Origin of the sequence: Micromonospora sp. WMMD735 (genome assembly GCF_049178995.1) — a bacterium.
GTDB lineage: Bacteria > Actinomycetota > Actinomycetes > Mycobacteriales > Micromonosporaceae > Micromonospora > Micromonospora wenchangensis.
In genome coordinates this window covers 3,876,759-3,901,054 of the sequence record NZ_JBMHMJ010000002.1, presented here as the reverse complement: position 1 = coordinate 3,901,054, position 24,296 = coordinate 3,876,759, and the positions used below count along the sequence as shown (strand labels likewise).

Below are 24,296 nucleotides of genomic sequence, written 5' to 3'. Positions count from 1 at the left end.
CGGCGGTCGGGTGTTACGACTCCCGGACGAGGAATCTGGCGAGGGGGGTGACCGGTGCCGACCGAGACACGGAGCCGGGAGCGGGACGATCGGGACGCGCGGCAGCTCAGACGGCTGCTCGACGGTCCGGACTGGCCGGCGGTGGGGACCGGCCCCCGGGTGGTGAGCACGGGCACACCCGGCAGAACGCAAGCTGCGGACCGGTCCGTCCGCGTATCCTCGGCGGGACAGCATCCGACGCGAGGGGATGTGCGGTTGACCACCGAGAAGACGGACGAGCGCAGGGCCCGCTTCGAGCGGGACGCGATGCCCTTCGTCGATCAGCTCTACGCCGCCGGGCTGCGGATGACGCGTAACCCGGCCGACGCCGAGGACCTGGTCCAGGAGACGTACCTGAAGGCGTACGCGGCCTTCCACCAGTTCGAGCAGGGCACCAACCTGAAGGCCTGGCTCTACCGGATCCTGACCAACACCTACATCAACTCCTACCGCAAGCGGCAGCGCCAGCCCATCCAGGCGCCCACCGAGGAGATCACCGACTGGCAGCTCGCCGAGGCCGAGTCGCACACCTCCAGCGGGTTGCGGTCGGCCGAGACCGAGGCGCTGGACCGGCTGCCGGACACCGACGTCAAGGAGGCCCTCCAACAGTTGCCGGAGGAGTTCCGCCTGGCCGTCTACCTGACCGATGTCGAGGGCTTCTCGTACAAGGAGGTCGCCGACATCATGGGCACGCCGATCGGCACCGTGATGTCCCGGTTGCACCGCGGGCGTCGTAACCTGCGCAAGCTGCTGGAGCGGTACGCCGCGGAGCGCGGCTTCAGCGCCGCGCAGCCCGCGAAGGGGTCGACCACCGCCACTGCCGGTCGGGAGGTGTGACGTGAGCTGTGGAGAGCCGCACGAGACGGACTGCCGGGAAGTGCTCGCGGAGGTCTACCTCTACCTCGACCTGGAGTGCGCCGAGGAGCGTCGTTCGCTGATCCGCTACCACCTGGACGAGTGCGGGCCCTGCCTGCGCGAGTACGGCATCGAGCAGGAGGTGCGGGCGCTGGTGGCGCGGTGCTGCGGCAACGAGACCGCCCCCGACGAGCTGCGCGAGCGGCTGCGGGTACGCCTCACCGAGCTGGTGGTGTTCGAGGCCAGCGAGTCCCGCGAACTCGCCGAGTGACACCGCACGGCGGACCGGCCGTGGACGAGACGAACGCATGACGGTGGCCCGGGTCGACTCGACCCGGGCCACCGGTGCGTCCGGCGCGGGGCCGGACCTGACGTCGCGGCGGTGGCCCGCCGGAACGGCTCAGGAGTTGGGGCGCTTGCCGTGGTTCGCGCCGCTCTTCTTACGGGCCTTCTTCTTACGGGCCTTCTTCGCCATGCTGACCTCCTCGTGATGGGTCCGACCCTGCTGCGGTCGACCCGCGACTGCGTGCACGCCGCCGGCCTCCCGGCGTCGGGTCCGACCTGATGATGCTAGTGCGGCCGGCGGGCACCGTCGTGCGCCGGGGCGGCAGCGGTACGCCGGGCGCGCGTGGCGCTCTCCCGCCCACGCGGGGCCGGTCCGTGATTGGATACCGACGCAGACACACCCGGTGGAGAGGGAGGGCCGAGATGGCCGAGGAGATCCGCGCCGAGATGGTGGCCAACGTGTGGAAGGTCGTCGCGTCGAGGGGGGACACCGTCTCCGAGGGGGACACGCTGGTGATCCTGGAGTCGATGAAGATGGAGATCCCGGTCGTCGCCGAGTCCGACGGGGTGGTCGAGCAGCTCGCGGTCAACGAGGGCGACGTGGTGCAGGACGGTGACCTGATCGCGGTGATCGGTTGATCCCCGACGAGCCGACGACCGGCCTGCTGGTCCGGCGGGCCGTACCGGCCGAGTTCCCGGCGGTGGCCCGGTTGACCGTCGCCGCCTACGAGGCCGACGGTCAGCTCAAGGGCGAGAACGGCTACGGCGTGGTGCTGGCCGACGTGGCCGGTCGGGCGGAGCACGGCGAGATCCTGGTCGCCGTCGACGGGGCGACCGGCACGGTGCTCGGCTCGGTCACCTACGTGCTGCCCGGCAGCCCCTACGCGGAGCTGTCCGGGCCGGGCGAGGCGGAGTTCCGGATGCTGGCGGTGGACCCGGCCGCCCAGAGGCGGGGCGTGGGGGTGGCGCTGGTACGGGCCTGCCTGTCCCGGGCCGTGGCGCAGGGCTGCACGGCGATGGTCATCTGCGTGCGCAGCGGGCTCGCCGACGCCGCCCACCGGCTGTACGCGGGGCTCGGTTTCGTGCGTACCCCGCAGCGGGACTGGTCGCCGCTGCCCGGTGTCGACCTGCTCGCCCTGCGGCTGGCGCTGCCCGCCGGCCCGGACCGGCCCGCCGTCGGCTGACCGCCGTCAGCGGTCCGCCGGGCCGCCCTCCTCGATGCCGGCCAGCAGTTCGTCGGCCACCTCAAGGGCGATCTTCTTGCGTTCGTCGTCGGTGATGTCCGGGGTCCGGACGGCGAACCAGCTGCTGTGTACCGCGAACAGCACCAGTGTCGCCCGGAGTTGGGCCCGGGGGGAGTCGTCGCCGAGGCAGACCGCGTCGGCGAGCTGGTACATCCGTTCGCGCATCTGTTGACCGGCGGCGAGGCTCTTGAGCACTGTCTGGTTCTGCTCGAAGAACCGCATCACCAGGGACTGCCCGGTGCCGAACATCATGTCGGCGTACTGGCTGACCAGTTCCCGCCGGGTGGCCCGGCTGGCCGGTTGGTCGCGGGCCCAGTCGATCAGCTCGTCCATCCGGTGCAACCGGTCCTCGACGTAGCTGTTGACGATCTCGTCCTTGCTCTTGAAGTGGTAGTACAGGGCGGCCTTGGTGACGCCGAGCCGCTCGGCGATCTCCCGGAGCGAGGTCTTCTCGTACCCCTGCTCGGTGAAGAGCTCCAGGGCGACGGCCTGGATGCGCCCGCGCGTGCCGCCTGTGCTCTGAGTCACCTGTACCTACCACCCAACTCGCTTGACGGGGTCCCGCTCTCCAACTTACCGTGCGGCTAGTAAGGTGACTAGCCGGGCGGCAAGTAAGTGCGACAGATCTCCGGGGGAGCTTACCCATGACTCAGGAAACCCAGGCGAGGGCGAAACCCAACATCCGGGTGGTGCTGTTCGGCCTCATGATCGCGATGATGCTCGCGATGCTCGACAACATGATCGTCAGCACCGCGCTGCCGCGGATCGTCAGCGAGTTCGGCGGCGTCAACCACTTCACCTGGGTGGTCACCGCGTACGTGCTGGGCACCACGGTCTCCACCCCGATCTGGGGCAAGCTCGGCGACCTCTACGGCCGTAAGGCGGTCTTCCTGACCTCGGTGGTCGTCTTCCTGATCGGGTCGGCGCTGTGCGGGATGTCCGGTTCGGCGCTGCTCGGCGGCACCGGCAACGGGATGGTCGAACTGATCGCCTTCCGGGCCGTGCAGGGGCTCGGCGCCGGTGGCCTGATGGTCGGCGTGATGGCGATCATCGGCGACCTGGTCCCGCCGCGTGAGCGGGGCCGCTACCAGGGCATGATCGCCGGCATCATGGCGATCGCCATGGTGGCCGGTCCGCTGGTCGGCGGGTTCATCACCGACAACCTCTCCTGGCGCTGGGCGTTCTACGTCAACCTGCCGCTCGGTGGCCTCGCGCTGCTGATCCTGGCCACCACCATGCACCTGCCCAAGTACCGCACCGAGCACCGGATCGACTGGCTGGGCGCGGGCCTGCTCTCCGTCGGCATCACCGCGATCGTCCTGATCACCACCTGGGGCGGCAACGAGTACGACTGGGCCTCCGCGCAGATCGTCGGCCTCGCCGCGCTGGCCCTGGTCAGCCTGGTGGCCTTCGGCATCGTCGAACGGCGGGTCGTCGAGCCGATCCTGCCGCTCGGCCTCTTCGCCAACCGTAACTTCGCGCTGATCTCGGTGATCGGCTTCCTGCTCGGCTTCGCCATGTTCGGCGCGATGAACTTCCTGCCGCTCTACCAGCAGACCGTGCAGGGCGCCTCGGCCACCAACAGCGGCCTGCTCCTGCTCCCGCTGATGTTCGGCATGCTGGTGGTGTCGCTGGTGGTCGGCCGGGCCATCACCAGGACCGGTCGCTACCGGATGTTCCCGATCGTCGGGGGCGTGGTGATGGCCGTCGGTATGGCGCTGCTGTCCCTGCTGGAGGTCGACACCGGCAAGGTCGAGTCGTCGCTCTACATGCTGGTCCTCGGTGCCGGCATGGGCTTCCTGATGCAGACCTCGATGCTGATCGCGCAGAACAGCGTGGAGCAGAAGGACCTCGGCGCGGCCAGCGGCGCGGCCACCTTCTTCCGCTCCATCGGTGGTTCGTTCGGCATCTCGCTGTTCGGGGCGATCTTCGCCAACCGGCTCGCCGACTCGCCGGCCGGCAGCGCCTTCGCCGGTGGCACCGGCGAGGGGCGGGGGATGGACCTGACGAAGCTCAAGGAGTTGCCGACGCAGGCGCGTGAGGTGGTGCTCGGCGGGCTCTCCGACGCCATCTCGCACGTCTTCTTCTGGGCGATGATCATCACGATCGCGGTGCCGGTGCTCGCCTGGTTCATCCGGGAGATCCCGCTGCGTACGGCGAACGCCGTCCCGCCGCCGGACGCCAGCGGCGAGGAGCAGGCCGAGGTCGCCCTCGGCAAGGCCCCGGTCTCCTGACCCGGTCCCGTCCGTAACGGCCGGCCCGTCCCCGCCAGGGGTACGGGCCGGCCGTGTCCGTGGTGCCCGTGCCCGGTGATCGACTCGCCTGGGCCGATGTTGCGGTATGAACCCGCTCGGACACCGCTACCTCGGCCCCGAGGAGTCGATCAAGCCGGGCGGGGGCGGGAGCCGGGGCGGCGGCGGACGAGGGCGGTGAGGCGACGCCAGGCACGGGCCAGGGGACCGGACCGACGGGTCCCGGCCGGGGTGGCGAGCAGCCGGTGGGCCAGTGCGGTGGTGTCCGGGTCGACGGCCGGGGTGGCCAGCGCCAGGTGGGCCAGGGAGATCGCGATCGGCACCGGCCGGCCCTGCGCTACGGCCGCCACGTCGGCGAGCCGCTCGGCCACCAGCCCGGCCACGTCGGGGCGTACCGTCGGGTCGATCCAGGCGGCGGTGACCAGGGCGAACAGTGCCGCTTCGGTGATCCAGTCCTCGACGCCCCAGATCAGCTCCACCAGTACCCGGCGGCGGGTCGAGGTCGCCCACGGCTCGTCCGTGCGGTGGTGCAGCAGGCCGAGGCAGGCCCAGACCTGTACGCACCGCACCCACAGCGACGGGTCCTGACCGCTGAGCACCCGGCCCAGCGCGGTCGGCGGCGCGTCGGGCGGGTGCACCAGCAGACCGAGCAGGTCGGCCAGGTCCAGGGTGGCCAGGGCGACCGCCGCGTCGTACGCGGCCGGGGGGTGCGGCCAGGCGGGGTGGGCCAGGTGGCGTACCCGCTCGGCGGCGGCCGGGGACGGGGCTGGCAGGGTCGGCGCGGCGGTGGTGCCGTCGTAGCGCCAGAGCCGGTAGCCGGTGTCCCGGCGGGGCTCGCGCGGGTCCGGTTCGGCCACCCCGGTCACCTCGACGTGCAGGGCGGGCACGGCGGCGGTGACGGTACGCATCGCGCTCGGCGGTTCGACGGTGTCGAGGCGTACCGCCGCGTCGGGGAAGCCGTCGGCGGCGAGCGCGCGGCGCAGCGCGTCGACCATCGCGCCGGTCGCCGGGGTGACCTGCCCCAGCCAGGGGCGTCCCCGGCAGGACTCGGCGAGGTCGGTGTGCTCGTGGCTGTCGTCCGGGTGGTCCCGGGTGAAGTCGGCGAGGTCGACCAGGTGCGCCACGTCGCCGTCGCGCAGGAACCGCAGCCGGTGCGCGGTGTGCACCGCGCAGTCGAAGGTCGGGTCGCGGGCCAGCGCCCGGTCGATCCAGCCGAGGGCGTCGTCGAGTCGGCCGTGGTCGGCCAGGGTGCCGGCGATGTCGGCGTAGACGGCGAGGTCGTCGGGGTCGTGCCCGACGGCCCGTTCCAGCGCGGCCAGGGCGTCGCGGGTCCGCCCGGCGCTGCGGTAGGCGTACCCGAGCCAGACCTCGCCGAGTTTGGACGGCGCCTCGCGTACCCCCCGGCTTGCCCAGGTGACCGCGAGGGTGACCTCGCCGAGCCGCCGGGCCAGCGCGGACGCCGCCCCGAGCAGCAGGGCGTGCCGGGGGTGCGCGGCGACCGCGTTCCGGGCCAGGGTGAGGTACGGCGTCAGGGGTGCCCGCCCGGCGCGGGGGACCGGGTCGGGCACTGCGGCGCAGACCTGCATGAGGATCCGGGCGCAGCGGTCCGGGTCGAGCCGTCCGGCCAGCTCGGGGGCGGTGACCCAGGGCACCCCGGCCCAGTCGACGCCGGGGGCGTGGCCGGTGGCGGCGACCAGCAGGTCGAGCCCTTCGGCCGGGCGGCCGGCGGCGGCGAGCAGGTGGGCGCGGGCGACCACGGCCCCGACGTGGGCCCGCTGGCCGAGCGGGAAGAGGTCGAGGTCGCCGCCCGAGGCGGCGGCGATCCGGGTGAGCGTCTCGTGCGTGTCGGGCAGGGTCGGTGCCAGCACCAGCGCGGCGGCGAGGTGGTCGGCGGCGTGGGCCAGGTCGCCCTCGTCGAGCGCGAGCCGGGCGAGGGCGAGTTCCTCGGCCGCGGTCAGCGCGGGTGGCTCCTCCGACACGTCGGCCTCTCACTAGCAGGGGGTTGCCAGGGCTGGGCAAGCGTAGGGGATGCCGGCAACCGGTGCCGATCTTCTGCGCATTAGTGCGCGATGGATTGTCGATCAGGACTCAACCGTGCAAGACTGAACATGAAACGCGCGGCGATCGCGCAGCGAGGGGAGTTTCCGTGACGCAGCCAGGGGCCGGGATGGCCGCCGACATCGCCGAGCAGCCGGCCGGTTACGCGCGGCTGCTCTCCACCGGGCACACCGCGGCGATCGCCCGGGTCGCGGCGGCCGTCGCGGAGCGTCGCCCCCGGCACGTGGTCTTCACCGCCCGGGGCACCTCCGACCACGCCGCCCTCTACGGGGCGTACCTGACCGAGATCCGGCTCGGGCTGCCCGCCGGGCTCGCCTCGCCGAGCGCGGTCACCGTCTACGGGGCCCGCCCCGACCTCTCCGACGCGCTCGTCGTCGGGGTCAGCCAGAGCGGCGGCTCACCCGACCTGACCGAGGTGCTGCGCACCGCCCGCGAGGCCGGCGCGCTCACCCTGGCGGTCACCAACGATCCCGGCTCGCCGCTGGCCCGGACCGCCGAGCTGGGCGTCGACATCGCCGCCGGGCACGAGCGGGCCGTCGCCGCCACCAAGACCTACACCGCCGAACTGCTCGCCCTGCTGCTGCTGGTGGAGGGCATCCGGGCCGGGGACGGCGTGCTGCCGGCCGACCAGCGGGCCGCCCTGGAACGCCTCCCCGAGCTGGCCGAGCGCACCCTCGCCGACCCCACCCCGACCCAGCTCGCCCCGCGCTACCGGTTCGCCGGCCAGCTCGTCACCACCGGCCGGGGGTACGCGTACCCGACCGCCCGGGAGGCGGCGCTGAAGCTGATGGAGACGTCCTACCTGCCGGCGCTGGCGTTCTCCGGCGCCGACCTGCTGCACGGGCCGCTGGCGATGACCGACCCGGACGTCCCGGTGCTGGCCGTGGTCGGCTCCGGCCCCGGCGGCCGGTCCATGGGCGAGGTGCTGCCCCGCCTCGGCGAGCGGCGGGCCGACGTCGTGGTGGTCGGCTCGGCCGAGGTCGAGGGGGCCACCCGGATGGCGGTGCCCGAGGTCGACGAGCGGTACGCCCCGCTGCTGGACATCCTGCCGTTGCAGCGCCTGGCCCTCGCCCTGGCGCTGGCCCGGGGTGAGGACCCGGACGCCCCGCGCGGGCTGAAGAAGGTCACCGCGACGATGTGACCCGGGCCGGCCAGCGGGACGGCGTCCGGGTGGGCGTGGCACGCTGTGTCTCGTGTCCACGCTGCGCGACCTCGCCGAGGAGCACACCCAGCTCCGCCCGGCCGACATCGACCACCTGCACCGGATCGCCGGCGACTGGCAGCTGCTGTCCGACCTGTCCTTCGCCGACCTGCTGCTGTGGGTGCCGGTGGACGCCGACGGCACGTTCCTCTGCGTCGCCCAGGTCCGCCCGACGACCGCCCCGACCGCCTACCTGGACGACCAGGTGGGGCGGATCGTGGGCGGGCCGGAGGTGGCGCACCTGGAGGTCGCCTACCGGCAGGGCCGGATCTGGCGGGAGGGCGACCCGGTCTGGTACGGCGACGTGCCGGCCCGGCACGAGGCGATCCCGGTGCGGCTGCGGACCGCCGACGGGGAGGCCGGCGAGGTGATCGCGGTGGTCGGCCGGGACACCAACCTGTCCACCGCCCGCACCCCCAGCCAGCTGGAGCTGAACTACCTCACCACCGCCGACGACCTGGCCCAGATGATCGCCGACGGCACCTTCCCGCCGCCCCGGCACCCGGGCGAGACGACCTCCGCGCCCCGGGTCGGCGACGGGCTGGTCCGGCTCGACGCGGGCGGCAAGGTCACCTACGCCAGCCCGAACGCGCAGTCGGCGTACCGCCGGTTGGGGTACGCCTCCCACCTGGTCGGTGAGGACCTGGCCAAGCTGCACCGCCGGCTGGCCAGCGACCCGCTCGACGGCACCGAGGCGGCCAACGGCATCCTCGCCGCGCTGCGCGGGGAGGGCCCGCCGCGCCGGGAGATCGACGCCCGGGGGGCGACGATGCTCACCCGGGCCCTGCCGCTGATGCCCGCCGGGGTGCCGATCGGCGCGCTGGTCCTGGTCCGCGACATCACCGAGGTACGCCGCCGCGACCGGGCCCTGATCACCAAGGACGCCACCATCCGGGAGATCCACCACCGGGTGAAGAACAACCTGCAGACCGTCGCTGCGCTGCTGCGCCTGCAGGCCCGCCGGGTGTCGATGCCGGAGGCCCGGGTCGCCCTGGAGGAGTCGGTACGCCGGGTCGCCTCCATCGCCCTGGTGCACGAGACGCTCTCCATGTCCAGCGACGAGGCGGTCGAGTTCGACGGGATCGTCGACCGGGTGGCGAGCGCGGCGACCGAGGTGGCCGCGACCGAGGTGAGCGTCGGGATGCGCCGTACCGGCAGCTTCGGGGTGCTGCCCGCCGAGATCGCCACCTCGCTGGTGATGGTGCTCAACGAGTTGCTGCTCAACGCCGTCGAGCACGGCTTCCCGCCGGCCGAGGAGGGCGACGAGGTGGTGGAGCCGGCGACCCGGCCCGAGGTGGTCGTCGCGGCGCACCGGCAGCGTAAGCAGTTGCACGTCTCGGTGACCGACAACGGGCGCGGGCTGCCGGCCGAGTTCGACGCCGACCGGGGCGGGCGGCTCGGGTTGCAGATCGTCCGGGCCCTGGTGACCGGGGAGTTGCGGGGCAGCATCGAGCTGCGTCCCGGCCCGACCGGTGGCACCGAGGCGGTGCTGGTGCTCCCGCTGGCCAAGGGCTGACGACGGTCGGGGCCGGGACGGGTGTCCGGCCGGTGACGCCCGGATGAATGTGAGTAGGGCGACGCGCGATCTGCGGTCTGGTGAGGCTTTCGATCGATTCGCGGGCATTGACACCTTGCGGCCGACTGAATAGTTTTCTAGCTTCACCACCAAGCAGCCACGGCCAGTTCACCGTGCCCGGCTTTCCTGGACGCGTCCGGCGACATCCCGCTCGCACTGTCGGGGAGGGCGTGCGGACCGGCGAGCGGGGGAGACGAAAGCGATGACCTCACCGCCTGCGGTCGACCCGGCCGCGGTGCTGTCGCCGACCGCCGAGTTCCGGGTGCCGCGGCAGGTGTCGAAGTGGACCCCGCGCCGGACCGACGACGCGTCGCACCGGCCCGCGTACGCCCCGGTGCCGTTGCCGCCGACGGACGCCGAGATGGTCTCCTACCGCAAGCGGCGACTGGCCGCCCTGATGGTGCCGTCGCTGGTCAGCTTCGGCTGCCTGATCACCAGCCAACTGCTCTTCGTCCGGCTCGCCCCGTGGCTGTGGCTGCTCGCCCCGCTGCTGTTCTTCACCGTCGTCTACTACCTGATCTCGCTCGCGGTCAACCTGTTCACCCCGGGCTTCGACCTGGCCCGGCACCAGGAACTGGTGCGCACCTGGCGGCCGGTGAGGTACCCGAGCGTCGACGTCTTCCTGCCGGTCTGCGGCGAGCCCGCGCACGTGCTGCGCAACACCTGGGAGCACGTGCGGGCGATGGGCCGCCACTACCGGGGCGAGGTCACCGTCTACGTGCTCGACGACTCGCCCAACGAGGCGATGAAACGGATGGCGCTCGCCTTCGGCTTCGTCTACCAGCGGCGACCCAACCGGGGCTGGTTCAAGAAGGCCGGCAACATGCGGTACGCCTTCGAACGCACGATGAGCGACTTCATCCTGGTGCTGGACGCCGACTTCGTCCCGCGTAAGGACATGCTCGACCAGATGCTGCCCTGGTTCGACGCCGAGCCGAAGGCGGGCATCGTGCAGTCGCCGCAGTACTTCCGGGTGCACCTGGGCCAGACCTGGGTGGAGCGCGGGGCCGGGGCGGTGCAGGAGCTGTTCTACCGGTCGGTGCAGGTGTCCCGGCAGGCCCACGACTCGGCGATCTGCGTGGGCAGTTGCGCCGTCTACCGGCGTGACGCGCTGTTCTCCATCGGCGGGTCCACCCTCATCGAGCACTCCGAGGACGTGCACACCGGCTTCGACCTGCGGATGAAGGGGTGGAGCCTGCGCTACATCCCGGTCGTGCTGGCCGCCGGGCTGTGCCCGTCGGACGTGGACTCGTTCTTCACCCAGCAGTACCGCTGGTGCGCCGGCTCGATGAGCCTGCTCGGGTCGCGGAAGTTCTGGTCGACGAAACTGCGGCTGCGGGCCCGGCTCAGCTACATCTCCGGCTTCTGCTACTACCTGCACACCGGGTTGTTCACCTTCGTCGCGCCGGTCATCCCGGTGCTGATGCTGACCGTGTTCGCGCACCAGATCGCGATCGCGAACTACCTGCTGATCCTGCCCAGCGTGGTCTACAACCTGGTCATCTTCCCGTTCTGGCACCGTAACCGGTACGGCCTGGAGAGCTGGACCGTCAAGATGATCTACGGCTGGGCGCACGCCTTCGCCATCATCGACATCGTCCGGGGCCGGCGGATGGGCTGGCAACCCACCGGCGGCACCGCCAAGAAGAGCAAGACCCGGCGGCTGTGGACCGGGATGCGGGTCTGGACCGCCGGCACCGGCCTGGTCTGGGCCGGCGTCGCCGGGTGGCGGATGCTCGTCGAACCCGAACCGTGGATCTTCGCGCCGGCCCTGCTCAGTGCGGTCTTCTACCTGGCCGTCGTCGGGCAGGCGCTGCTTGTCGATCCGGAGCGCGACGTCGAGGTCGTCAGGTGAGGACGAAGTACCTGGTCACCTTCCTGCTGGTGGTCGCGCTGGCGTTCACCGAGTTCGCCGTGCTGCGCCGAGTCGACATCACGGTCGCCGGGTCCGCCGCCGGGCCGGGCGGGGTCGCCGCCACCGAGGACCAGATTCCGGCGTACGACGTCAGCGCACTGAAGTCGCCGAAGGGCAAGTACCTCGGCGTCACCGTGACCGGCGGTGCCGAGATGGAGCGGGTCCGCAAGTTCGCCGGAGAGACCGGCAAGACGCCCAACCTGGTGGCGATCTTCGAGAGCTTCGACGACAGGTTCGCCGCCAGCGAGGTCCGCGAGCTGCACAACTACGGCGCGTTGGCGGTGATCCGCTGGGAGCCGTACGACGTGCCGCTGCGGGACATCGCCGCCGGCAGGCACGACGCGTACGTCAAGGAGTTCGCCACCGCCGTGCGCACCCTGAACCTGCCGATCGCGCTCACCTTCGCCCACGAGATGAACGGCCACTGGTACTCCTGGGGGACGAAGCAGACCAAGGCCACCGAGTACGTCGCCGCCTGGCGGCACCTGCACGACATCTTCACCCAGCAGGGTGCCACCAACGTGATCTGGACGTGGACCCCGAACGTCGTCAACTACCTGCGCAAGGTCAGCATCAGGGCGCTGTACCCCGGGGACGCCTACGTCGACTGGGTCGGCATGGACGGCTACTACACCAACCGGGGCCCCAAGACGTTCCAGGACCTCTTCGTCCCCACCATCACCCAGATCCGCACCTTCACCAGGCGTCCGCTGCTGATCGTGGAGACCGGGGCGGAACCGGGCAGCCGGCGACCGGCCCAGATCACCGACCTGCTCACCAACGTGGCCAAGCGCAGGGACCTCCTCGGGGTGGCGTACTTCAACATCAACGGCTCCGGGAAGTGGAACATCGACCGGGACGACGCCGCGCTGCGCGCGTTCCGCCGGGCCGCCGCCAAGGACACCTTCGGCTTCGACATCAGGACCGTGAAGTGACCGCGCCGACGGTGCAGTGGACCGGGCAGGCCGACCCGGCGGAGGTCACCGGCCACGCCGTACCCCGGCGGGCGGTGGGCCGGGGCGGCGGCTGGTGGGCGCTGCTGCCGACCGTCGTCGCGCTCGGCCTCGGCTGGTGGCGGCTGGACGCCCGGGACCTGTGGAACGACGAACTGGTCACCTGGCACGTCACGTCGCTGTCGGTCGAGCAGTTCCGGATGCTGGTCGGCAACATCGACCTCGTGCACGCAGGCTACTACGTGATCATGTCGGTGCTGACCACGCTGACCGGGGACTCGACGACCGCCCTGCGGCTGCCGTCGGTGCTCGCGATCGCGCTCACCGCCGGCCTGGTCACCCTGATCGGGCGGCGACTCTTCGACACCCCGGTCGGGGTGCTGGCCGGCCTGGTCTTCGCCCTGCTGCCCACCGTCTCCCGGTACGCCCAGGAGGCACGCTCGTACGCCCTGGTCACCCTGGCGGCGGTGGCGGCCACCTGGCTCTTCCTGCGCGCGGTGGACCGACCGACCCGGGGCCGCTGGTGGGCGTACGGCGTGCTGCTGGTGCTGGTCGGCTGGCTGCACTTCGTCGCGCTGCTGGTGGTGGTCGCGCACCTGTTCCACCTGTGGCGGTCGGTACCCGGCGAGGAACCCCGGTGGCGGTGGGCGGTGTCCACCGGCATCGCCGGGCTGTTCGTCCTGCCGGTGCTGATCCTCGGTAGCCGGCAGTCCGGGCAGATCTCCTGGGTGGAGAACGACGGCGACGCGGTGCTCCGGTTCCTGGCGAACCTGACCGGCACCACGGCCGCGTTGGCGCTGGTCGCGGCGCTCGCCGTCCTCGCGGTGGCGGTCGCCGGCCCACGCTGGCGGGCCACGGTGCTGATGCTGCTGGTCTGGGCCGTGCTGCCCCCGGTCGCCGGCTACCTGACGTTCAGCGTGGTGCACCTGTTCCTGGCCCGGTACTTCCTGTTCACCGTCCCCGCGTGGGCGCTGCTCGCCGCGTTCGCGGTCTGCCGCACCGCCCGGCTGGCCACCCGGGAGCGGTTGCCGGCGGCCTGGCTGGCCGGGGCGCTGGTGCTGCTGCCGGTGCTGGCCTGGCAGACCCTGCCGGCCCAGGAGCGGGTGCGCTCCAACGAGGCCGACGGGCAGCCCCGCTACCTCGACGCGGTCCGTTACCTGGGCAAGCAGGTCAAGCCGGGCGACGGGGTCGCGTACAACGACGGGTTCGGTGGCTCCAGCGACGTGGCCCGCAAGGCCACCGACTACGGCCTGCGCGACCAGGCACACCCCCGGGACGTCTTCGTGGCCGTCCCGGCCCGGCAGACCGGCTGGCTGACCGCCCGCGAGTGCCGGGAGCCGCTGCCCTGCCTCGGGGACACCAGGCGGATCTGGCTGGTGGAGACCGGCCACCTCGACGACCCGCTGGCCGGGTTGCCGCCGGCCCGGGAGGCGCTGCTGCGGCAGCGTTTCCTGATCCGGCACGTCGAACGGTTCGACCGGGTCCGGGTGGTCCTGCTGGAACGCAAGCCGGCCTGACCGGGCGACGACACCGGCCCGGCCGGGCACCGGTGGGGGGAGGTCGCGGGTTACCGCCGGCGCGCGAGCAGCGCCACCGTCACCCCCGGCCGGGGGTGGACCTGCTCGACGGTGAACCCGGCCCGCAGCGCGTCGCCCTTGCCGCCCGGGACCGTGGCGAGCGGGTCGTCGTGCCGCCCGGCGACCACCAGCCAGACCCGGTCCACGCCGGCCAGGCAGCCGGCTGGCCGGTCGCACTCGCGGACCCACAGGTCGGCCCGGTCCCGCCGCCCCTGGGCGACCAGCACGTCCCGGGGCCGGGGCCCGTCGGTGGCCCGGTCACCGGCGATCCGGGGCAGGTGGTAATCGATGCCGAGGTCGAGGAAGAGCCAGCCGTCGCGGGGCGCGTAGACCACCGCGTCGCCGGGCCGCTGGCCGGCGGCGATCACGGCCGCCGCCCCCCGGTAGTCGACCGTCGTGCTGCGCGGCCAGCCGTGACTGTGCCGTACCGCCGCCTGGTCGGGCAGCCCGAGCAGCGCGGCGAGCGCCACCACCGCCAACCCCGCCCCCACCGGCCGGCCCAGCGGGCGCGCCGGTCGGGGCCACTCCGGTCCGGTCGGCTCCCGGGCCGCCCGCGGTGCGGGGCCGGCCAGGGCGGCACCGGCGAGCAGGCAGGCGAAGGGGACCGTGAAGAACAGGTACCGCGGCACCCAGAGGGGCACCGCCAGCGCGGCGACGAAGACCAGGAGCACCGGCAGCAGCACACAGAGGCCGGGCAGCAGGGCCCGCCGCCCCGAGCGGGCCGCCCCGAGCGCGGCGAGCCCGACGAGCACGCCACCCACCACGCCGCTGTGCGCCAGCGCGCCCGGCAGGGCCGCCAGGTCCGCCAGTCGGGCCGGAGCCACCCAGTCGAGCTGGTGGGACCGCTGCCGCTGCGCCGTGGCCAGCAGCGGCACCAGCACCACCATGGCGACCGACACGGCCGGTACCCACCCCCGCAGCGGCCGGTCCCCCCACCTCCCACCCGTCCCTCCGGCAACGGTCGCACCGTCGTCGACGCGGTCGTCCCGGGGCCGGGCGTCGCGACCGCGGGAGTCCGGGGCTGGCGCGTCCTGCGGACGGGCGTCACGCGGGCGGGCGTCCTGGTGGCGGGCGTAGCCCTGGACGGTCAGCACCGCCACGGCGTGCGCGGCGAGCAGAGTCAGGGCGAGCAGATGGGCCAGGCCGAGCCCGGTGACGGCCGCCGCGTAGCCGGCCCAGCGCAGCCGGCCGGGACGGTCCAGGGCGCCGACCAGCAGCACGGTGGCCAGCACGGCGAGCAGGGTCACCAGCGCGTACGGCCGGGCCTCCTGCGCGTACCGGGAGGTGCCGGGCAGGACCGCGAAGAGCAGGCCGGCGAGCAGGCCGGCAGGTGCCCCGAACAGCCGCCGTCCGAGGACGGCCGTGAGGCCGGCCGCCCCCGCCATTGCCAGCACCGAGGGCAGTCGCAGTGCCGCCACCGAGTCGCCGAACACACCGGTCCAGCCGTGCACCACCAGGTAGTACGCCCCGGTCGCCGCGTCGACGGTGCCGGTGAGCCGGGCCAGGTCCCCGACCGGTCGGGTGGCCGCGCTCCAGGTGGCCAGCTCGTCCCGCCAGGGTTGGGCCCGGTTGATCCCCCAGCAACCGGCGGCCAGGGTGACCAGCAGCGGAACCGCCCAGACCACCGACCCCGCCGTCAGCGCCGGCAGCCGCCCCCCGCGCGACCCTGCCGCTGCCGCTGCCGCTGCCGCTGCCGCTGCTGGTGCCGGTGCCGGTACTGGTGCCGCCGGCCCGGCGTGTGGGTCCGTCGGTGCTGGTTCACGGGAACGCGGGTGCGCATCAGAATGCCCACCCGAATGCCCCTTTCCGGACATCGCGCCCACGAGTCGAGGGTCCCACACCGGCTCCGGCGATACGGCCGGAGCCGAAGGTCACCAGAAGGCCCGCCGGTCGTGCGGGTGAGTTCGCGTCCTTTCGAGCTGATGGCGCAGACGATTCACCCGGTCCGGTGCGGTCCGTCCCCTCCCCGGCCGCAACCCCGGGTCCCGCCCCCAGGACTCGTCCCGGCCGGCGGGATGGCCGCCGTCGGCCCGGATGAACCCCCGGCCCGGATGGACCCCCGGCTCGGATGGACCCCGACCCACGGCACATGCGGGCCGCTGAGCGGGCCGGGGGCCCTTGATCGACTCATGTGGGCCGATGTTGCGGTGTCTGTCCAGCCGGATACCCCTTCTGGCGCCCATTGGCGACCGCCCAGCCTGGCGGCCCAGCCTGGCGGCCCAGCCCGGCGGCCCAGCCCTCGGCCGTCCAGCCCGGCCGCCGAGCCCGGTCGCCCCGCCCGTCCAGCCCGCCCGCCGAGCCCGCCCGCCGAACCCGCCCGCCGAGCCCGGCCGCCCCGCCCGTCCAGCCCGGCCGTCGAGCCCTCGGCGGCCCAGACCGCCCGCCTTGTCAACTCAGGTGGGTCGATGTTGCAGTCGTTGTCTGGCCGGATGCCGCAACATCGGCTCACTGGTCGCGGCACGGCCTCGGTGACGTAGGGGATGCGGCCCGTGATGTGGGATGCGGCACGCGGTTCTTGGCCGGTTTCCGCAGGGTGTGGGAGCATGGCTGCATGACCGCCGCTGTCGTCCGCCGCTTCGTGGCACGTCGCCACGTCGACTACGGCCGTGTGCGCAGCGCGATCTGTCCGGCCCACTGACGACGCCCGACCCATCCGTCTCGGGCGCGTATTCTGCGCCGGCCGTTCCGACACCGTTGTCCTCGGCCCTTCCAGGGCCGGCCGCCGCCGCGTCCGCGCTCCCCCCGAGGCACCGCAGAGACAACGGAGGACGCCGCGATGGCGGTCAGCAGCACCCCGGCCCGTCCCGGGACCCCGACGGCCACCGCCGTTCCCGCCACCCGCGCTCCCCGTCGTCCCCGTGGCGAAGGACAGTGGGCCCTCGGCCACCGCGAGCCGCTCAACCCCAACGAGCGGATCAAGAAGGACGACGACCCGCTGAACGTCCGGGCCCGGATCGAGAACATCTACGCCCACGGCGGGTTCGCCTCGATCGACCCGCAGGATCTGCGCGGCCGGTTCCGCTGGTGGGGCCTCTACACCCAGCGTAAGGCCGGCATCGACGGCGGGCGCACCGCCGTGCTGGAGCCGCACGAGCTGGAGGACGAGTTCTTCATGCTCCGGGTCCGGGTCGACGGCGGCCAGCTCTCCCTGGCCCAGCTCCGGGTGATCGCCGACATCTCCCGGGAGTTCGCCCGGGACACCGCCGACATCACCGACCGGCAGAACATCCAGTACCACTGGATCCGGGTCGAGGACATGCCGGAGATCTGGCGTCGGCTGGAGTCGGTCGGCCTGCAGACCACGGAGGCGTGCGGCGACTGCCCCCGGATCGTGCTGGGCAGCCCGGTCGCCGGGGTGGCCGAGGACGAGGTGCTCGACCCGACCCCCGCGCTCGACGAGATCGTCAGCCGCTACGTCGGCGACAAGGCGTACTCGAACCTGCCCCGCAAGTTCAAGACCACCATCTCGTGGCTGGTCGACACCCCGTACGAGGCGAACGACATCGCGTTCCTCGGGGTCGAGCACCCGGAGCACGGCCCCGGCTTCGACGTCTGGGTCGGCGGTGGCCTGTCCACCAACCCGATGCTGGCCAAGCGGCTCGGCGTCTGGGTGCCGCTGGCCGAGGTGCCGGACGTCTGGGCGGGCGTGGTCGGCATCTTCCGCGACTACGGCTACCGCCGGCTGCGTAACCGGGCCCGGTTGAAGTTCCTGGTCGCCGACTGGGGCGTGGAGAAGTTCCGCGAGGTGCTGGAGAAGGAGTACCTGGGGCGTACCCTGCTCGACGGCCCGGCCCCGCAGCTGCCCGACAAGCCCGTCGACCACATCGGCGTGCACCGGCAGCGCGACGGGCGCAACTACGTCGGGGCCGCCCCGGTGGTCGGGCGGGTCTCCGGTGGGCAGCTGGCCAAGCTCGCCGACGTGGTCGAGGCGCACGGCAGCGACCGGGTGCGGCTCACGCCGTACCAGAAGCTGCTGGTGCTGGACGTGCCGCCGGCGCGGACGGAGTCCCTGGTCGACGAGCTGCGCGGGATCGGCCTGGAGGCCCGGCCGTCGGCGTGGCGGCGCGGCACCATGGCCTGCACCGGCATCGAGTTCTGCAAGCTGGCCATCGTCGAGACCAAGGCGCGTGGCGAGGAACTGGTGGCCCGGCTGGAGGAGCGGCTGCGCGACTTCGACGCGGACATCTCCATCCACCTCAACGGCTGCCCGAACGCCTGCGCCCGCACCCAGGTCGCCGACATCGGCCTCAAGGGGCAGCTGGTGGTCGGCCCGGACGGCCGTCAGGTGGAGGGCTTCCAGGTGCACCTCGGCGGCGGGTTGGGCATGGCCCAGGGGCAGACCGCCGGGTTCGGCCGCAAGCTGCGCGGCCTGAAGACCACCGCCGACGAGCTTCCCGAGTACGTGGAACGACTGGCCCGCCGCTACCTGGCCGGCCGGACCGAGGGCGAGACGTTCGCCAACTGGGTGATCAGGGTCGACGAGGAGGAACTCCGATGAGCGAAACCCGATCCGCGCCGCTGCACTGCCCGTACTGCGGCGAAGAGGACCTGCGGCCGAACGAGGCCGGACACGGCGCCTGGGAGTGCCACGCCTGCGCCCGGGTCTTCACCGTCAAGTTCAACGGCCTGCTGAGCCGGGCGGTGACCCGGTGACCGGGCTGCTCTCCGCCACCGGCCTGGGCCTGGTCGGCCCCGGTGGCCCGAGGACGACCGATCCGGCCCGTCGTGACCCGGCCGAGCTGCGGGCGCTGGCCGAGCGGGCCGGCCGCGAGCTGGAGGGCGCCCCGGCGCTGGAGATCGCCAGGTGGGCGGCCGACACCTTCGGCGACCGGTTCTGCGTGACCAGCTCGATGGCCGACGCCGTGCTGGCCCACCTGGTGTCCCGGGTCGCCCCCGGGGTGGACGTGATCTTCCTGGACACCGGGCTGCACTTCCCGGAGACGCTGCGGGTCCGCGACGAGGTGGCCCGCCGCCTGCCGGTGAACGTGCGCTCGATCCGGCCCCGGCAGACCGTCGGCCAGCAGGACGGCGAGTACGGTCCCCGGCTGTTCAACCGCTCCCCGGACGACTGCTGCCAGCTGCGCAAGGTCGAGCCGTTGGAGCGGGCCCTGTCCGGGTACGACGCCTGGGCCGCCGGGCTGCGCCGGGACGAGTCGCCGACCCGGGCGAACACGCCTGTGGTGACGTTCGACCCCCGGCGCGGCAAGGTGAAGGTGAACCCGATCGCCGCCTGGTCCCAGGCCGACGTGGACTCCTACATCTCCCGCTACGACATCCCGGTCAACGAGCTGCTCAGCCGGGGCTACGGCTCGGTCGGCTGCTGGCCGTGCACCCGCCGGACCAGGGCGGGGGAGGACCCCCGGGCCGGCCGCTGGGCCATGTTCGAGAAGACCGAGTGCGGTCTGCACGTCTGACCGGGCCGGCGCACGCCCCGACTCCCGGCGCGGCGCGGCCGGGACGGACCGGTGCGGGTGTGCCGGTGGTGCTGGTGGCGCACGGCAGCCGGGACCCCCGGGCGGCGGCGGCGACCCGGGCGCTGGCCCGTGCCGTCGAGACCGCCCGTCCCGGTACGCCGGTGCTGCCCAGTTGGCTCGACCACACCGCGCCGGGGCCGACGGAGGTGCTGCGGGGGTTGGCGGCCGACGGGCACCGTACGGCGGTCGTGGTGCCCCTGCTGCTCACCGCCGCCTACCACCGGCGGGTGGACGTCCCGGCGGCGGTGGCGGCGGCCCGGGAGGCCGCTCCCGGGCTGACGGTACGGGTCACCGACGTGCTCGGGCCGGCCGACGGGACGGTGGACGCGGGGTTGCTGGCCGGGTTGGGCCACCGCCTGGCGCAGGCGTGGCCGGGGCCGGTGGACGCGTTGGTGCTGGCGGCGGCGGGCACCCGGGACGCGCGGGCCCGGGGGTCGGTGGGGCGGGTCGCCGCCGCCCTCTCCGCCGGGTACGGGGTGCCCTGCACGGTGGCGTACGCCTCGGCGGCCCCGCCGACCACCGACGTGACGGTGGCCCGGCTACGGGCGACCGGTGCACGTCGGGTGGCGGTGGTGGCGTACTTCCTCGCGCCGGGGCTGTTCCACGATGCGGTGGCGGCGGCGGCGGAGCGGGCCGGGGCGGTGGCCGTCAGCGCCCCGCTGAACGACTCCCCGGATCTGGTGGATCTGGTGCTGCGCCGGGTCGACACGTCGGGTGACGGGTGACCGGAGTCACTCGCATGTTCATTACCGTCGGTAATTGTCTCGCGACAATGCATTGACGAATTCTGATCACGGGGAGTGCGGGCAGCAGAACGCCCCGGCGGGCGGACCCGGCCGGGGCGGACAGCGTGTGTGATCGGTTTTTTCAGGCGGAGTGAGCGCGCAGCACCCGGAGACCGCCACGGCGCTTGACCGCGCGGCGCTCCTCCTCGCTCATCCCGCCCCAGACGCCGGCGTCCTGACCGGACTCCAGTGCCCACTGGAGGCACTGATCGGTCACGGAGCAGCGCCGGCAGACGGCCTTGGCCTGCTCGACCTGCAGGACAGCAGGGCCGGACGTCCCGATCGGGAAGAACAGCTCCGGGTCCTCGTCGCGGCAGACGGCATTGTGACGCCAGTCCATGGCGGCAACACTCCTCATTCTGGATGGATGGCAGTAACGCTGGTGCTTTTCTTATATCCGTCCGCAGTGCCGGTCGTCACGGTTCGCATACGACTATTCGGCAATGCGTGAGCAGACTCGTTTTCAGCGCCTGGGCCTGCTGGAACTGCTCAACCGGCCGAGCATATCCAGGCAATGTCCCGGTAACTCAAGTTCGCTTGTGAATACTTTCACGAACGAACGCGATGTCAAGGGGTGACGCTCGGAAAAACTCCGCTCGGTGAGCAAGCTCACGACCCTTTTGTCCGGTTCACGGGCTTCCCCGTCACCCGGCGTACCACAGTCGAGGATCAATATAGTACAGTCCGCGTGACATTGCTGACATTTCCGGCACTCCTCCTCGGTGTGGCGGCCACCGCGCCGCGCGGTGTCCCGACCGCTCGACCTAGGGCGTTACCCGAGACCTAGCAGATTACTCTCAGTGCGCCGGAAACGGAGGTGAATCTGACTTTGTGTCGCTCGCCGAGGTAGTCCCCGTCCAGCTGGAAGGCCTGTGGGCGGGCCGAGACCAGCGTGAACTCCTCCAGATCGTGCAACCGGAGCACCTGCTTGCCGCGCGGATCGGGGTGTCGGGAGAGGAACTGCGTCACCGTCCGTGTCGTGCTGGCGACGCGGAGCTGACGGAGCGCCATCACGTCCAGCCCGAGATCGAACGACGCCGCCGGGTTCGGGTTGACCTCCCGGTCGCCGAGGTACGTCCACGGCGCGGTGTTCTGGATGATCACCGTCGCCAGCTCGGCCTCGGCCGGCTCGCCCGGCCGCTCCAGGCTGATCGCCGGATGCCGCCGGTCCGAGCCGAGGAAGTAGTGACTCAGGGTGGAACGGAAGTAGAGCGCGGGGGAGGAGACCCGCCCCCGCCGCCGGGCCTGCTCCACCCGGTGGATCACGGCCGCGTCCAGGCCGAAGCCGGCGCAGAAGGTGAAGTAGCGGTCGTCGGCCCGGCCCAGCCCGATCGTGCGGGACCGGCCCAGCCGCAACCCCTCCAGGATCATGCTCGTGCCGTCCGCCCACTCCCGGGGCAGCCCGAGGGCGCGGGCGAAGACGTTGGTCGAGCCGCCCGGCACGGTGGCCAGCGCCGGCAACCGCTCCGCCGGAGAGCCGCCGGTGCGGATCGTCGGGGGATCGGCGGTCATCAGGCCGTTGACCACCTCGTTGACCGTGCCGTCACCACCCAGGGTGACCACCAGGTCGACGCCCTCCTGGGCGGCCTCCCGGGCCAGGTCGGTGGCGTGGCCCCGGCGTCGGGTGTACCGCACCGACAGGTCTACTTGGCTGCGCAGTGCCCGGACCAGCACGTCCCGGCTGCGTTCGCTGGTGGTGGTGGCCTTCGGATTGACCACCAGGACGGCCCGCATGGCCGGCACTTTACGTGATGGGGCAGGGGTATCGTGGCCCGCGTGACGATCGACTCCGCGCCGGTTCCCGACACCCTGCGCTGGGCGGTACGCCTGCTGCGGGCCGAGGCCGTCGCCCTGGCGCTGCTCGCCGGCTGGCTGGTCTGGGCCGACCTCACCGCCACCACGACCGACCTGGTCTCGGCACTCTTCGTGACCGGGTTCGCCATCGCCGGTGCGGTCGCGCTCTGGGCGTTGGGCGGGGCGCTGGCCCGCCGCCGGGCCGGTGCCCGCGCCCCGGCGATGGTGCTGGAGCTGATGCTGCTGCCGGTCGGCTGGTTCATGATCTCCGGCGGGCTGGGCTGGCTCGGCGTACCCCTGATCGTGCTCGGGGTGGGCGTCTGCGCGCTGCTGGTCAGCCCACCGACCACCCGGGCCCTGGGCTTCGGCTGACCCGCGCCGCCGGACGCGGCGCGAAGCCGCCGGCCGGGGCCGGTCAGTAGCCGGCGGAGCGGCGGGTCAGCAACGAGATGGTGGCCCGGCCCTGGGTGGACTCGGCCGCCGCCGCCGTGGTCAGCGCGGTGAGCACCTTCCAGGCGAACGAGGACTCCCCGGGCAGGGTTGCGCCGCGCACGGTCGGCACCGTCACCTCGACGGTCAGCGCGTCCTCGGTGACCGAGAACCGGCACTCCAGCTCGGCGTCGCGGGTGGCGATGGCGAGCAGCATCGCGCACGCCTCGTCGACCGCGATCCGCAGATCCTCGATCTCGTCGAGCGCGAACTGGAGGCGGGCCGCGAGCCCCGCCGTGGCGGTGCGCAGCACGCCCAGGTAGCCGCCGTCGGCGGGCACGGTGAGGTGCACGACGTCGTCGTCGGTCGCTGGCTGGCCGGTCAGTTGAGTCACGCCTCATCCCCCCGGTCCGGGACTCTACCCGGCCGGGCCGACAGACGCGTGGCCGACGTCACCCCTTCGGCGGCGAGGCCGTGCAGGGCCGTCCCGTCGAGCCGGTAGGGCACCCACTCGGTCATCGGCTCGGCCCCGATCGAGGCGTAGAACCGGGCGGCCGGGTTCCAGTCGAGCATCCACCACTCCAGCCGCCGGTAGCCGCGCTCCACGCAGATCCCGGCGAGGGCGGCCAGCAGCGCCCGGCCGGCCCCGGTGCCCCGCCACGCCGGGCGGACGTACAGGTCCTCCAGGTAGATGCCGTGCACGCCGGCCCAGGTGGAGAAGTTGAGGAACCACAGCGCGAAGCCGACCGGCTGGTCGTCGTCGTCCACCGCGACGTGCCCGAACAGCGCCGGAGCCGGCCCGAACAGGGCGGTGTCGAGCTGTGCCGGGGTCCATCCCGCAGCGGTCGGCGGCCTTCTCGTAGTCGGCCAACTCGTGCACCATCGCGACGATGGCCGGCACGTCCCCAGGACGCGCCGGCCGGATCGTCGGTGCCGTGGTGGGCAGGCTCACGCCTGCTTGGTCTCCCAGAAGATCTTGGAGATCTCGTCGATCTTCTGGAGCAGCTCGTCGGCCTTGGCCGGGTCGGTCGCACCCTTGGCGCCGGCCGCGCCCGCCGCCTTGGTGGCCTCGTTGAACAGCTGGTGCAGGTGCGGGTACTTCTCGAAGTGCGGCGGCTTGAAGTAGTCGGTCCAGAGCACCCACAGGTGGTGCTTGACCAGGTCGGCGCGCTGCTCCTTGATCAGGATCGCCCGGGTGCGGAACTCGGGGTCCGTGTTCGCCTGGTACTTCTCGCAGATCATTTTGACCGACTCGGCCTCGATCCGGGCCTGCGCCGGGTCGTAGACGCCGCAGGGCAGGTCACAGTGTGCGCTGGCGGTCACACGGGGCGAAAGGATGCGGGGAAGTCGCATCAGGTTCCTCCATGGGATGTTTGCGATGATCCGAGCCGACACTACTCCTGAGGACGTCCCCGGCAGGGGCGGAGGGGAAACCTCGTGACGGTCGGCGGCCCCGGTCCCACCCTTCGGTCGCGCGCCCCGTTCACCGCCGTCGGCGTGACCGGGCCGTCCATGTCGCCCACCCTGCGCCACGGCGACGCGCTGCTGGTCCGCCGGGGTGGCCGGCCCGTCCGCCCCGGCGACGTGGTGGTGGCCGTGTTCCGCAGCCGCCCGGACCTGTTGGTGGTCAAGCGCGCCGTCCGTCCACAGGACGGCGGATGGTGGCTGCACGGTGACAACGCGCTGGTCACCGACGACTCCCGGGCGTACGGGGTGGCCGACGTGCTGGGCCGGGTGGTGTTCCGCTACTGGCCCCACCCCGGTCGGCCGGCCGGGGCACCGATATGACCCTCCTCACAACCCGGTACCGGTGGCCTGACTATGCTCGGGAGGTGCCCGGGTGACCCCCGTACCGCGTG

At 72.8% G+C, this 24,296-nt stretch carries 24 protein-coding genes and 1 pseudogene; 16 read left to right on the top strand and 9 right to left on the bottom strand.

The genetic code is table 11. The annotated features are described in order from the left end of the window. Positions 1-54 precede the first annotated feature (54 nt). Together ACN268_RS16550 and rsrA are read left to right on the top strand one after the other, a co-directional pair. Positions 55-876 (top strand): sigma-70 family RNA polymerase sigma factor, encoded by an 822-nt coding sequence (locus ACN268_RS16550; RefSeq protein ID WP_421483946.1) that lies wholly within the window; start codon positions 55-57, stop codon positions 874-876. A 1-nt stretch (position 877) separates the two neighbouring features. Continuing rightward, on the top strand, positions 878-1,165 hold the full coding sequence (gene rsrA, locus ACN268_RS16545; protein WP_204926830.1) for a mycothiol system anti-sigma-R factor: 288 nt from the start codon (positions 878-880) through the stop codon (positions 1,163-1,165). A 129-nt stretch (positions 1,166-1,294) separates the two neighbouring features. Here the strand turns inward: rsrA and ACN268_RS16540 are convergent, their stop codons facing one another. After that, positions 1,295-1,369 (bottom strand): 50S ribosomal protein bL37, encoded by a 75-nt coding sequence (locus tag ACN268_RS16540; protein WP_369700219.1) that lies wholly within the window; start codon positions 1,367-1,369, stop codon positions 1,295-1,297. 233 nt (positions 1,370-1,602) lie between these two features. Between ACN268_RS16540 and ACN268_RS16535 the strand changes: the two genes are divergently transcribed. After that, positions 1,603-1,818 carry a biotin/lipoyl-binding carrier protein gene (locus ACN268_RS16535; protein ID WP_402896657.1) on the top strand — a complete coding sequence of 72 codons (216 nt, stop codon included), beginning with the start codon at positions 1,603-1,605 and terminating at the stop codon, positions 1,816-1,818. Beyond that, complete coding sequence (locus tag ACN268_RS16530) at positions 1,818-2,363, top strand: GNAT family N-acetyltransferase (protein WP_421486914.1); 546 nt, start codon at positions 1,818-1,820, stop codon at positions 2,361-2,363. Before ACN268_RS16535 ends, ACN268_RS16530 begins: the two co-directional genes overlap by 1 nt. 6 nt (positions 2,364-2,369) lie before the next feature. Here the strand turns inward: ACN268_RS16530 and ACN268_RS16525 are convergent, their stop codons facing one another. Beyond that, complete coding sequence (locus ACN268_RS16525) at positions 2,370-2,951, bottom strand: TetR/AcrR family transcriptional regulator (RefSeq protein ID WP_421483945.1); 582 nt, start codon at positions 2,949-2,951, stop codon at positions 2,370-2,372. 116 nt (positions 2,952-3,067) lie between these two features. On the opposite strand from ACN268_RS16525, the gene ACN268_RS16520 reads away from it, so the two are divergent. Continuing rightward, the gene (locus ACN268_RS16520; protein WP_421483944.1) at positions 3,068-4,657 is read left to right on the top strand and encodes an MDR family MFS transporter; all 1,590 of its coding nucleotides are present in this window, start codon (positions 3,068-3,070) and stop codon (positions 4,655-4,657) included. Between the two features lie 149 nt (positions 4,658-4,806). Here ACN268_RS16520 and ACN268_RS16515 read toward each other — a convergent pair whose 3' ends face one another. After that, the gene (locus ACN268_RS16515; RefSeq protein ID WP_421483943.1) at positions 4,807-6,654 is read right to left on the bottom strand and encodes a tetratricopeptide repeat protein; all 1,848 of its coding nucleotides are present in this window, start codon (positions 6,652-6,654) and stop codon (positions 4,807-4,809) included. Between the two features lie 188 nt (positions 6,655-6,842). Between ACN268_RS16515 and ACN268_RS16510 the strand changes: the two genes are divergently transcribed. The 5 genes from ACN268_RS16510 (at position 6,843) to ACN268_RS16490 (ending at position 13,895) form a co-directional block, all read left to right on the top strand. Beyond that, the gene (locus tag ACN268_RS16510) at positions 6,843-7,874 is read left to right on the top strand and encodes an SIS domain-containing protein (RefSeq protein ID WP_363656306.1); all 1,032 of its coding nucleotides are present in this window, start codon (positions 6,843-6,845) and stop codon (positions 7,872-7,874) included. Between the two features lie 52 nt (positions 7,875-7,926). Next, entirely contained in the window at positions 7,927-9,450 is a 1,524-nt protein-coding gene (locus tag ACN268_RS16505) for a sensor histidine kinase (protein WP_204926834.1), read from the top strand. A gap of 262 nt (positions 9,451-9,712) precedes the next feature. Beyond that, a complete protein-coding gene (locus tag ACN268_RS16500) occupies positions 9,713-11,365 on the top strand; it encodes a glycosyltransferase family 2 protein (protein WP_421483942.1) in 1,653 nt (550 codons plus the stop codon). Further along, positions 11,362-12,360: a glycoside hydrolase family 26 protein gene (locus tag ACN268_RS16495; RefSeq protein WP_421483941.1), complete on the top strand. Its 999-nt coding sequence runs from the start codon at positions 11,362-11,364 to the stop codon at positions 12,358-12,360. Before ACN268_RS16500 ends, ACN268_RS16495 begins: the two co-directional genes overlap by 4 nt. Continuing rightward, entirely contained in the window at positions 12,357-13,895 is a 1,539-nt protein-coding gene (locus ACN268_RS16490) for a glycosyltransferase family 39 protein (protein WP_421483940.1), read from the top strand. The genes ACN268_RS16495 and ACN268_RS16490 overlap by 4 nt, the downstream gene beginning before the upstream one ends. 50 nt (positions 13,896-13,945) lie before the next feature. On the opposite strand, the gene ACN268_RS16485 is transcribed toward ACN268_RS16490, so the two are convergent. Continuing rightward, the gene (locus ACN268_RS16485) at positions 13,946-15,580 is read right to left on the bottom strand and encodes a glycosyltransferase family 39 protein (RefSeq protein ID WP_421483939.1); all 1,635 of its coding nucleotides are present in this window, start codon (positions 15,578-15,580) and stop codon (positions 13,946-13,948) included. Positions 15,581-16,731: 1,151 nt separating this feature from the next. On the opposite strand from ACN268_RS16485, the gene ACN268_RS16480 reads away from it, so the two are divergent. The 4 genes from ACN268_RS16480 to ACN268_RS16465 are packed head-to-tail and all read left to right on the top strand — an operon-like array spanning position 16,732 to position 20,154. Then, complete coding sequence (locus tag ACN268_RS16480) at positions 16,732-18,453, top strand: nitrite/sulfite reductase (RefSeq protein ID WP_204926839.1); 1,722 nt, start codon at positions 16,732-16,734, stop codon at positions 18,451-18,453. Next, entirely contained in the window at positions 18,450-18,608 is a 159-nt protein-coding gene (locus tag ACN268_RS16475; protein WP_141723017.1) for an IS1 family transposase, read from the top strand. Before ACN268_RS16480 ends, ACN268_RS16475 begins: the two co-directional genes overlap by 4 nt. Beyond that, positions 18,605-19,369, top strand: a complete 765-nt coding sequence (locus ACN268_RS16470; protein WP_421483938.1) for a phosphoadenylyl-sulfate reductase — start codon at positions 18,605-18,607, stop codon at positions 19,367-19,369. The genes ACN268_RS16475 and ACN268_RS16470 overlap by 4 nt, the downstream gene beginning before the upstream one ends. Then, positions 19,351-20,154 (top strand): sirohydrochlorin chelatase, encoded by an 804-nt coding sequence (locus ACN268_RS16465; protein ID WP_421483937.1) that lies wholly within the window; start codon positions 19,351-19,353, stop codon positions 20,152-20,154. The genes ACN268_RS16470 and ACN268_RS16465 overlap by 19 nt, the downstream gene beginning before the upstream one ends. Before the next feature lie 142 nt (positions 20,155-20,296). On the opposite strand, the gene ACN268_RS16460 is transcribed toward ACN268_RS16465, so the two are convergent. Both ACN268_RS16460 and ACN268_RS16455 read right to left on the bottom strand, forming a co-directional pair. Then, the gene (locus ACN268_RS16460; RefSeq protein WP_067311984.1) at positions 20,297-20,554 is read right to left on the bottom strand and encodes a WhiB family transcriptional regulator; all 258 of its coding nucleotides are present in this window, start codon (positions 20,552-20,554) and stop codon (positions 20,297-20,299) included. A 443-nt stretch (positions 20,555-20,997) separates the two neighbouring features. Continuing rightward, the gene (locus tag ACN268_RS16455; RefSeq protein ID WP_204926841.1) at positions 20,998-21,948 is read right to left on the bottom strand and encodes a diacylglycerol/lipid kinase family protein; all 951 of its coding nucleotides are present in this window, start codon (positions 21,946-21,948) and stop codon (positions 20,998-21,000) included. 42 nt (positions 21,949-21,990) lie between these two features. Between ACN268_RS16455 and ACN268_RS16450 the strand changes: the two genes are divergently transcribed. Next, positions 21,991-22,380 carry a hypothetical protein gene (locus tag ACN268_RS16450; protein WP_421483936.1) on the top strand — a complete coding sequence of 130 codons (390 nt, stop codon included), beginning with the start codon at positions 21,991-21,993 and terminating at the stop codon, positions 22,378-22,380. A 43-nt stretch (positions 22,381-22,423) separates the two neighbouring features. On the opposite strand, the gene ACN268_RS16445 is transcribed toward ACN268_RS16450, so the two are convergent. The 3 genes and pseudogenes from ACN268_RS16445 to sodN all read right to left on the bottom strand — a co-directional run bounded on the left by ACN268_RS16445 (position 22,424) and on the right by sodN (position 23,790). Beyond that, positions 22,424-22,831: an ATP-binding protein gene (locus ACN268_RS16445; RefSeq protein ID WP_204926843.1), complete on the bottom strand. Its 408-nt coding sequence runs from the start codon at positions 22,829-22,831 to the stop codon at positions 22,424-22,426. Then, positions 22,828-23,320: pseudogene (locus tag ACN268_RS16440) on the bottom strand (GNAT family N-acetyltransferase). The gene ACN268_RS16445 and the pseudogene ACN268_RS16440 overlap by 4 nt, the downstream one beginning before the upstream one ends. A gap of 65 nt (positions 23,321-23,385) precedes the next feature. Next, entirely contained in the window at positions 23,386-23,790 is a 405-nt protein-coding gene (gene sodN, locus ACN268_RS16435; protein ID WP_088645999.1) for a superoxide dismutase, Ni, read from the bottom strand. An 84-nt stretch (positions 23,791-23,874) separates the two neighbouring features. On the opposite strand from sodN, the gene ACN268_RS16430 reads away from it, so the two are divergent. Next, on the top strand, positions 23,875-24,225 hold the full coding sequence (locus ACN268_RS16430) for a S24/S26 family peptidase (protein ID WP_421483935.1): 351 nt from the start codon (positions 23,875-23,877) through the stop codon (positions 24,223-24,225). Positions 24,226-24,296 lie beyond the last annotated feature (71 nt).

Excerpts from the sequence above, each read along its gene's own strand:
- ACN268_RS16535 (WP_402896657.1), top strand. The coding sequence starts at position 1,603 with ATGGCCGAGGAGATCCGCGCCGAGATGGTGGCCAACGTGTGGAAGGTC.
- ACN268_RS16520 (WP_421483944.1), top strand. The coding sequence starts at position 3,068 with ATGACTCAGGAAACCCAGGCGAGGGCGAAACCCAACATCCGGGTGGTG.
- ACN268_RS16510 (WP_363656306.1), top strand. The coding sequence starts at position 6,843 with ATGGCCGCCGACATCGCCGAGCAGCCGGCCGGTTACGCGCGGCTGCTC.
- ACN268_RS16500 (WP_421483942.1), top strand. The coding sequence starts at position 9,713 with ATGACCTCACCGCCTGCGGTCGACCCGGCCGCGGTGCTGTCGCCGACC.
- ACN268_RS16480 (WP_204926839.1), top strand. The coding sequence starts at position 16,732 with ATGGCGGTCAGCAGCACCCCGGCCCGTCCCGGGACCCCGACGGCCACC.
- ACN268_RS16475 (WP_141723017.1), top strand. The coding sequence starts at position 18,450 with ATGAGCGAAACCCGATCCGCGCCGCTGCACTGCCCGTACTGCGGCGAA.
- ACN268_RS16460 (WP_067311984.1), bottom strand. The coding sequence starts at position 20,554 with ATGGACTGGCGTCACAATGCCGTCTGCCGCGACGAGGACCCGGAGCTG.
- ACN268_RS16455 (WP_204926841.1), bottom strand. The coding sequence starts at position 21,948 with ATGCGGGCCGTCCTGGTGGTCAATCCGAAGGCCACCACCACCAGCGAA.
- sodN (WP_088645999.1), bottom strand. The coding sequence starts at position 23,790 with ATGCGACTTCCCCGCATCCTTTCGCCCCGTGTGACCGCCAGCGCACAC.